The organism is Arthrobacter sp. Hiyo1 (assembly GCF_001263615.2).
GTDB lineage: Bacteria > Actinomycetota > Actinomycetes > Actinomycetales > Micrococcaceae > Arthrobacter.
In genome coordinates, this window is sequence record NZ_DF952475.1 from 222,924 (window position 1) to 230,645 (window position 7,722).

Here is a 7,722-nt window from a genome sequence, read left to right on the forward strand (position 1 = left end):
GCGCACGGCGCCCACCAGGTCCGCCATGGCGCTCATCTCCCGCCTCGAGGCCGGGTTGGCGGCGTCCAGGTTGAAGCTGGAGGTCAGCACGGCGACGTAACCGCCGGGCTTCACGGCGGCCAGGCTTTTGAGGATGAAGTGGTTGTGCATGGAGTGCCGGGAGTCGGGGTTGTGGGTCTTGTCGTAGAGCGTGTTCTTGCTGAACGGGACGTTGCCGACGGCAAGGTCAAAGGAATTGGACGTGATCGGGGTGTCCGCGAAGGATTCGGTGCGGATGCTCGCGTGCGGATAAAGCCCCCGGGAAATGGAGGCCGTCAGCGGATCCAGCTCGACACCGGTCATCCGGGCGCCTTCCGGGGCGAAGCCGATGAACGTCCCGGCCCCCGACCCCGGTTCCAGCACCTCTCCCCCGCTGAAGCCGAGCCCCTCCACGGCGGACCAGATCTCCTTCACCAAGGCAGCGTCGGTGTAGTAGGCGTTGGTCGTGGTCCGCGACGCGGCCGCTACTCACGCTCGCTCAGGATCCCGGCCAGCCGGGCACGCTCGGCCGCCCAGTCATCCTTGTCGAACAGCTGGGGCACCGCTCCCCAGCCGGACCACTGCGCCAGGGAACGCTGCTCGGCCCCGGTGGCCGGGCGCTGCTGCTCCTCCAGCTCCCGCACGATGCGGATTGCTTCCAGGTTCGCCGCGAACCGGGCTTTCTGGCCCGTTGGGGCAAGGTCGGCCTGGGAGCCGGGGCGGAAACGTCCAGCCGTCGCCGGCCCGCGGGTTTCCTGGTGCTGCGATCCGGGTGCTAGTCCTGCCCGTCCTCCCGGCTCGGGGAGCCCGGCTCCATGTCCTCCGGTTCCGATGGAAGGCCGGCGTAGATCATCTCCTGGTACACCATCTCCCGCGCCCGCAGCTTGGCCATGTTCACCAGCCCGATGTACTCCAGAGGCGGCTCCGACCCCCTGGTCGGCGTCAGTTCCTCGCTCAGGTCCCAGATCGCCTGCTGAATCTCCTCCCCCAACATCGAAAAGTGCGTCTCGGGGTCCGCGATCTGCGCGAAGGCCTCCGGATCGTGCTTCTTCATGGTTTCCATGGCGTGTCTGCCGTGCTCGTTCATTGACTACCTCTCCCGGTTCGGCCCACAAGGACTCCAGACTCAGCTGACCCTCAATGTGGTTCTTGGATTTCCTCGATGCCATGTGCGCCGCTCCCCCTCCGTTTGCCTCCACGCTAGCGAAGGCCCCGGAGGACGCACAGTCACACGCTTATTCCTGCGGGGCCTGAAGACTCTTCCGCTGCCGTGCCAGCTCACGGACCACCGTGGCCTCACTGACGTCGATGGTCTTGGCGATGTCCCGGATCGTCTGCTTCTCGCTGCGCATCCGATGCGCCGTGGCCGCCTTGTCCGGCGTCATCTTGGTCGGCCGCCCGCCCACTCTTCCCCGCGCCTTGGCAGCGGCAAGCCCGGCCATGGTCCGCTCACGCAACCTGTTCCGCTCGTACTCGGCGATCGCAGAGAAAAAGTGGAACATCAGCACTCCCTGGGACGTGGTCGTGTCCAGCCACGTCTCGGTCAACGACCGGAGCCCGACATGGCGGTCCGCCAGCGTCTTCACGATGCCGGCAAGGTCGGCAGTGTTCCTCCCGAGCCGGGACAAATCGTTGACCACCAGGATGTTCCCGGACTGCAGGTGATCCAGGCAGTCCTGCCACTGCGGCCGCTCAGTCGTCGCACCGGACGCGAAATCCGTCCAGATCCGGAAGCACCCGGCAGCGTTCAAAGCATCCAGCTGCAGGTCCACCGACTGCTCCGTCGTGCTCACCCGGGCATAACCCATCAACGTAGCCACATCAGCCCCCACCCTTCATTCAAAAACCGTCGTTCACGAAGTTTTGACTAACAGTACCCTTATAGATTTCGTAGTCGAGTTGTGAAACAGAGTAGCATCGCCAAAAGCGCTTTTCGAGAGGGCGGTCGGGCATCCCAGTCCCTACAGGCACAAAGGGTCATTATTGACCTCCAAGAAGGCCAGGGGATAGCTGTCCGCCCGGCGTCCGAAATCTCGGGTTCAAAAAGGTAAAAAGCAGATCATCCCGGAAGTTCCGGCTCATGCTCGACCTGCCGAGATATTGGGGCCCTATCAATACCGTGGAGCGCGTTCGGCTGGCTTTACCTTGCACGATCCGTTCCACACTAGATTTAGAGGCATCGAGGTCTCGCAAAGGGTGGCCTTGTTTCTGAAGGTAGGAGAAGCCGTGTCAGGCCAGATCACCGAAGTCACTAGGCGCAAGATAATCGACGTGTTTCCTCTGCAGCGCATTAGCTGGTCAGGAAATCTTTCGGAACCTGAGTTCTTGGCGCGGATCTACAACCTGAGTGAACTTCCGAGCAATGACCGTCGCTACGACAACGCCTATGAGGACATTCAGCAGCATCGAGTCCGGAACCCTCAAGACTGGGACGACGACTACGTCTTCACGGACCCTCGATTCAATGTCTTGTGGGGAACCGACGAGAACTTCCTTCACTTCCTGGAGATGACGGTTCACCCCTTGGTCCGCGGCGTCGAGCAGGCTGCACAAGTTGTAGACGTCTACAACGCGGCGCTTCGCGCCGATGACTACCATCTTGTGCCTGACGGGGACATTAGCGGCAGGCCTATCTATAAAGCTCGGCCGCTCGATGACTCCTTCCATGGCGATGTGCCCGAGGTAATTGCATCGCAACCACTACTGACGGACCCGGGCGTCCTGCATGAACATCTTCAGCGGATTAAGGACAGCTTGACGCGAGACCCAGCCCACGCAATCGCTTCCTCCAAGCAACTTCTAGAAAGCCTGTTTAAACTAATTCTCGACCAGGAGAACGTGGAGTATGGCCGCTCGGATGAAATCCCAACTCTCTACAAGAAGGTAGGGGCGGCTCTGAACGTCAACGCCGAAAGCGTCCCCAGTAGCGCTCCGGCGAGCCAAACCGTTCAGAAAATCTTGCGCACCCTCGCGACGACGGTGCAGTCCATTGCCGAGCTGCGGAATGAAATCGGCACAGGACACGGGCGTACCGCTCCGAGTATCGCAACCGAGATGCATGCAAGGCTGGCCCTGAACAGCACGGTCACGGTAGCGGAGTTCTTGCTGAGCGCCCTCCAACAACGCCGCACGAACGCACTGAGCGAAGCCGCGCGGAATTGACACACCCACCACCCGATGCAGGAGCCGAGCAGACAGCCATGAGCGGTCGTTTTTGACCGTTGCGGCTGCCGACAGCCCAGGAGGTCTGTGCGTTCGTTGTGCCGGCAGCTTTGAATCGCTGACGGATGCTCATTGGCGAGGGGCGGCGCAATTGCGCCGTCGAGTCCAGGAACCGGACGATCATGCGATGATCGGCCCATGCCGGACACTTGGAAATTACGCATCGGTTGGCTCATCGTGGCGCTCATCGCTGTCCTGATCGTTGGCGCGGGAGTGTTTGTGCTGCCCAGCCTGTGGCCGGACAAGGCCACTTCGTTCCGCGCGGCACCGTCCGACACCGGGACCCACCGGGCGACGACGGCTGTGACCGATCCGGTGACCCCAATGCCCTCGCCTTCATACAAGCCGCAGACAACCCCGCCGGCTGCGGTGCCATCTGCCGCATATACGACCCCCGCACCGCATTTCACGCAGGTTGAAATTCCGGTGCCGACATACGCTCCGCCAACCTACCGACGGAACCTTCTTCCGCCGCTCGGTAGTTCGTGCCGCATCATCGACCACACGATCGCCGGTGCTTACCTCGGCGGCGGGCTCCGCCAGGTGCCGTCCACGAGCTTCTCCTCGGTCCAGGTTGATGGGTGCACATGGCAGAGTCCCCGAGGATCCCTGACTTATTCCATCTCGGACCTCGGCAGTCGGGAAGCAGCCGCAGCTTCATTTGCCACAAACCAGGGAATCGGGCGGCGCCCTGCATCCGTTGCCTTTTCGCCCCAGCTTGGGGACTACTCTGCCGGTTTCAATTCCACCGTCCAAGGCGTGGGTGACACGACGCTAATCGTGGTGAAGGGCCAGTACGTTCTGTACGTGGCAATGGCCGGAACGCTGGACAGCTGGAATGGGGCCATGGGCGCGGCCAAGTTCCTTCTGTCATTTACGTCCTGAGAGGGGGTCAGCCTTAAAAGGATCGTGTGATACATACCAGGCATGGCGCCCGCTGGTCCGTGGCCCGAAGCCGTGGTTGCTCCGCTGCCACAGGTGGAGGCCCGGCTTACGAGCGGGATAGGCTTTGCCCATGGCGCGTCCCCCAGTTGAAACGATCGCGGATCATCTCTTCTTCACAACGGTGTTCATTGAAGCCTTTACCCCTACAGCTAGATCCATGGGAACAGGCTTCATAATCAACTACCCCGCCCAGGAGGGCCACCGGCTGGTTCTCATCACAAACAAACATGTGTTCGACGGGGCAGAGCAAGTTGCCTTCACCATGCCCGCCGCGGAGAACACAGCCGAGCCAGCCAGCCGCGGTACACGTACGTTGGTCACCGGCTTCGGTGCCCAAACTTGGGTGGGGCACCCCGACTCAGGCGTCGACATCGGTGCCATGTTCTTCGCCGACGTTGTGAAGGCGATGGAAAATGGCGGTGCTGCCCCGTTCTATCGAGGGTTTAGACCCGAGCAGCTTGTTACACGGGACACCGCGAACTCGCTCGACTCTATCGAGCAAATCACGATGATTGGATACCCAAACGGATTATTTGACCAGTCCTCCATGTTGCCGATCGCAAGACGTGGTCAGACCGCAACGCCAATCTTTGATGACTACAACAATCTGCCAGCCTTCCTGATTGATGCTTCGGTTTTCCCGGGATCCAGCGGAAGCCCGGTTGTGCTGTACGACCGCGGGACGTTCACGACTCGTGACGGATCAACCCACTCCGGTTCCCGGATGGCGCTCCTCGGCGTTGTTGCTGCGGTTCACACTCGCCAAGTCAACGGCGTCGTTCAGATGGTGAGTGCCGGCATCGCCACCTTCGACGACATGATTGACCTAGGAATAGTCTTCAAAGCCAGCGCCATCCAAGAAACCGTATTTGCGCTGCACGAGGCGAACGGGCTTCCCCTCCCGCTCGCGACCGTTGCCCATGAGGAGCTCGCGTAGCCGTCACCTCGGCAAACCCGGAGGGCCATGTACGCCCTTCGCCACCGGGTGCAGAGCTGACCGATTGAAGATCGTTTACCTGGCACAGCGAGAAAGCAGACTGTCGACGTTGCGCGACCTTGCGGGCCACTTCACACCCGCTAAGTAGCAACAGAAGGATGTCGCATCGAAATCGCCGGGGTGCGGCATGTACCGGTGTACCCGTATGGACAACATAGGGTGTGCTCATGGCTCCTCGTCCAAAGTGGTGGCACACGTTACAGGCTTCCAAAGGGGAGGTGCGACTGGCCGTCGACCTCTACAACCGATCCGGCAACGAGCGACAGCTCGAGGCGTTCATCGTTCATATGAACCTCGGCTGGACGAAGCTGCTGCAAGCTCGGACAGAGGGCGATGGTGGCGAGCTGATCGAGCGTGATCCACGGGGGTGGCGCAGGAAGCACCCTGAGGGTGGGTACCTTTACAAGCCCCTCCGGACGCTTCTCAGCGAGCAGTTCACGAACACTGATCCGCGCCTCAGCAACATCGCGTTCTTCCAAGGACTCCGCAACCAAATCGAACATCGCCACGAGGCAAAGATCGCCGCGCTCGTCGCCGGCCGCACCCAAGCGCTTCTGATCAACTACGAACAGACTCTGGTGGGCTGGTTCGGTCAGGAAGAAGCCCTCGGCTCCGAGTTGCGTTTTCCCCTGTTTGTATCGACCATCACCGAGCACGCAGCCGCCGCAGTGAAGGCTCTTCGTGCCCAGATTCCGCGCGGGGTTCTCGACTGGGTGCAGGACTTTGATGCTTCCCTTGAGCCTGGCCTTAGCGCGGACCAACGTTTCGACTTCCGTATCTACCTTGTACCCCACAAGGGGCCGAAGACGCAGGCAGACGCCTCGATGACGTTCGTGCGCGAGGAAGAGCTCACTGCGGATCAGCGTGCCGTGCTCGATCAAGTGCAGACGATTATCCGCGAAAAGCATGTGCCGGTCGAAGACCTCAATGGATTGAAGGCCGGGGAAGTTGTTGAGCAAGTCGCGGCGCGACTGGACGCGACGTTCAATATGCACATGCATACCCAGGCATGGAAGTTCTATGGGGTACGGCCCCCGTCCGATACAACGGATCGGACGGCGACGAAGCCGCAGTTCTGTCACTACAACGGGACGTTTGAGCAGTACATCTACACTGCAGCGTGGGTTGAATACCTGGTGCGGCATTTGGCCAATGCAGAGGAATACGCCGCTGTGCGAGCGTGGCGGGCGCCAGGCCAGCGGTTCGTGAGGGATCGGAAGAATCCGCCGTCTAAGTGAGGAAAGAATTCGGGCATGAAGGTTGACGCAGACGCTCCCGGCTTCGGCGTCATCCCCGCCGCGGAGCGTCCGGCAAGGAATCCTCTTGCGGGCGGCCGACCTCTTCTCCTAATCCAACTTGGTGTGTCTTATGGCCTATGTGTCCCCTAATCCCTACGCCTGCAAGACTTTCGGCTTGAGCGTACTTATTTTGCGAGGCCGAGTCTCTGAAGGGTTTGGGCCACCGGCTTACCTGGACGAACGGAGGTCCAGCGTAGTCGCATGGACACTCACTGCAATCCCGAGACCGCCGAGCAGGCTGAGCAGGCTGACATCGCTCGCGCGCGTTGGCTCGATGAAGAGATACACGAAATAGACATCTGGTGTGAACACATCGGGCGACGAGTGCGGGAGCAAATCAGGAAACAGGAAACCAGGACAAGCCATTTCGTGGATGAGTCTGAGATCCTCTACGGCATCTGCGTCGTGATCAACCGCCTGGCTCAGATCGACTTTCTTCGGCACGGCCACATCAATGACAAGGAATTCGGTCCTTGGTTCGCAGAAGCCACCGGCTGGCCCGATTTTGTTGCACAGGCGTTCTGGTTCTGCGTCCGGCATCCGACAATGCATCTGGGGCGCTCGATGCTGTTCGCCGACCACGGGCGCAAGTTTGGTGACGGCTACAGGCTTTTCGGAGATATTAACGGCGGATGGGATTACGACGAACTGGCGGTTTCAGGACCGGCCGCGGAGAACACCTATCTTCCCGAGGCCGTCCGAAGGTTCCACAGTTGGGGCCAAGGATGGTCATCAGAGCTGGGTGACAAGGTTTCCTTCCCCAACGATGTGGTTGATGCACAGTCGATAGTGGTCCACTTCCACATTCCTGGACTGCTGCGCATCCTCGATAAGCTGCGCTCCGGCACGCTCAAACTGCTCCAGTCAGCCAACTACGAGCAGTTCATGAAGCTCTCCGAGCTCAACAAACGCACAGGCCTGTTGACTGCGCCAGGGTATGTCGCCTCCCATCACCTTCCTGCGCTCGACCTCGATTCGGAATGGGATGCCTAGCGAAATCCATTCGCCAGACAGGCGCTTATGTGGACGAGGTTGCCGACGACCGCCAAACGAAGTCAACAGACACAGTCCACTGCTTGCCGCCAACTACTCGGCGTTACTGCCGGTGGCGGGCTTCTTCTTCTTTGGAGCGGCGCCCGGTGCGGGCGCTTCCCGGCGTATTGGTTCCCAGGGTTTGCCGTTGTTGTGCCGGCGCTGGAGCCGGCGGACTTCCTTGAGCGTGGCTGTCCCGATCAGTTCCGA

Annotated in this window: 9 protein-coding genes; 5 read left to right on the forward strand and 4 right to left on the reverse strand. The window is 60.7% G+C overall.

All coding sequences use genetic code 11. The features are described 5' to 3' along the window. From AHiyo1_RS25020 to AHiyo1_RS20030, 4 genes are all read right to left on the reverse strand, one after another. The coding region (locus AHiyo1_RS25020; RefSeq protein WP_216363270.1) for a hypothetical protein at positions 1 to 432 on the reverse strand (432 nt) is incomplete at its 3' end. Between the two features lie 71 nt (positions 433 to 503). Continuing rightward, positions 504 to 662 (reverse strand): hypothetical protein, encoded by a 159-nt coding sequence (locus AHiyo1_RS25025; protein ID WP_172465668.1) that lies wholly within the window; start codon positions 660 to 662, stop codon positions 504 to 506. 131 nt (positions 663 to 793) lie between these two features. Then, the gene (locus AHiyo1_RS20025) at positions 794 to 1,105 is read right to left on the reverse strand and encodes a hypothetical protein (RefSeq protein ID WP_059389740.1); all 312 of its coding nucleotides are present in this window, start codon (positions 1,103 to 1,105) and stop codon (positions 794 to 796) included. Between the two features lie 148 nt (positions 1,106 to 1,253). Continuing rightward, positions 1,254 to 1,850, reverse strand: coding sequence for a recombinase family protein (locus AHiyo1_RS20030; RefSeq protein ID WP_253257493.1), 597 nt, complete (start codon positions 1,848 to 1,850; stop codon positions 1,254 to 1,256). Between the two features lie 394 nt (positions 1,851 to 2,244). Between AHiyo1_RS20030 and AHiyo1_RS20035 the strand changes: the two genes are divergently transcribed. From AHiyo1_RS20035 to AHiyo1_RS20055, 5 genes are all read left to right on the forward strand, one after another. Further along, positions 2,245 to 3,180 carry an abortive infection family protein gene (locus AHiyo1_RS20035; RefSeq protein ID WP_059389741.1) on the forward strand — a complete coding sequence of 312 codons (936 nt, stop codon included), beginning with the start codon at positions 2,245 to 2,247 and terminating at the stop codon, positions 3,178 to 3,180. Positions 3,181 to 3,378: 198 nt separating this feature from the next. Then, on the forward strand, positions 3,379 to 4,125 hold the full coding sequence (locus AHiyo1_RS20040; RefSeq protein ID WP_059389742.1) for a hypothetical protein: 747 nt from the start codon (positions 3,379 to 3,381) through the stop codon (positions 4,123 to 4,125). A 130-nt stretch (positions 4,126 to 4,255) separates the two neighbouring features. Further along, positions 4,256 to 5,122, forward strand: coding sequence for a trypsin-like peptidase domain-containing protein (locus AHiyo1_RS20045; protein ID WP_059389743.1), 867 nt, complete (start codon positions 4,256 to 4,258; stop codon positions 5,120 to 5,122). A 227-nt stretch (positions 5,123 to 5,349) separates the two neighbouring features. Continuing rightward, a complete protein-coding gene (locus tag AHiyo1_RS20050; RefSeq protein WP_340639355.1) occupies positions 5,350 to 6,420 on the forward strand; it encodes a DUF3644 domain-containing protein in 1,071 nt (356 codons plus the stop codon). A gap of 261 nt (positions 6,421 to 6,681) precedes the next feature. After that, positions 6,682 to 7,473: a hypothetical protein gene (locus AHiyo1_RS20055; protein ID WP_059389745.1), complete on the forward strand. Its 792-nt coding sequence runs from the start codon at positions 6,682 to 6,684 to the stop codon at positions 7,471 to 7,473. The last annotated feature ends 249 nt before the right edge of the window (positions 7,474 to 7,722 follow it).

What these genes read in the sequence shown, in the direction of transcription:
- AHiyo1_RS20025 (WP_059389740.1), bottom strand. Translation starts at nt 1,105, where the DNA reads ATGAACGAGCACGGCAGACACGCCATGGAAACCATGAAGAAGCACGAT.
- AHiyo1_RS20040 (WP_059389742.1), top strand. Translation starts at nt 3,379, where the DNA reads ATGCCGGACACTTGGAAATTACGCATCGGTTGGCTCATCGTGGCGCTC.
- AHiyo1_RS20045 (WP_059389743.1), top strand. Translation starts at nt 4,256, where the DNA reads ATGGCGCGTCCCCCAGTTGAAACGATCGCGGATCATCTCTTCTTCACA.
- AHiyo1_RS20050 (WP_340639355.1), top strand. Translation starts at nt 5,350, where the DNA reads ATGGCTCCTCGTCCAAAGTGGTGGCACACGTTACAGGCTTCCAAAGGG.
- AHiyo1_RS20055 (WP_059389745.1), top strand. Translation starts at nt 6,682, where the DNA reads ATGGACACTCACTGCAATCCCGAGACCGCCGAGCAGGCTGAGCAGGCT.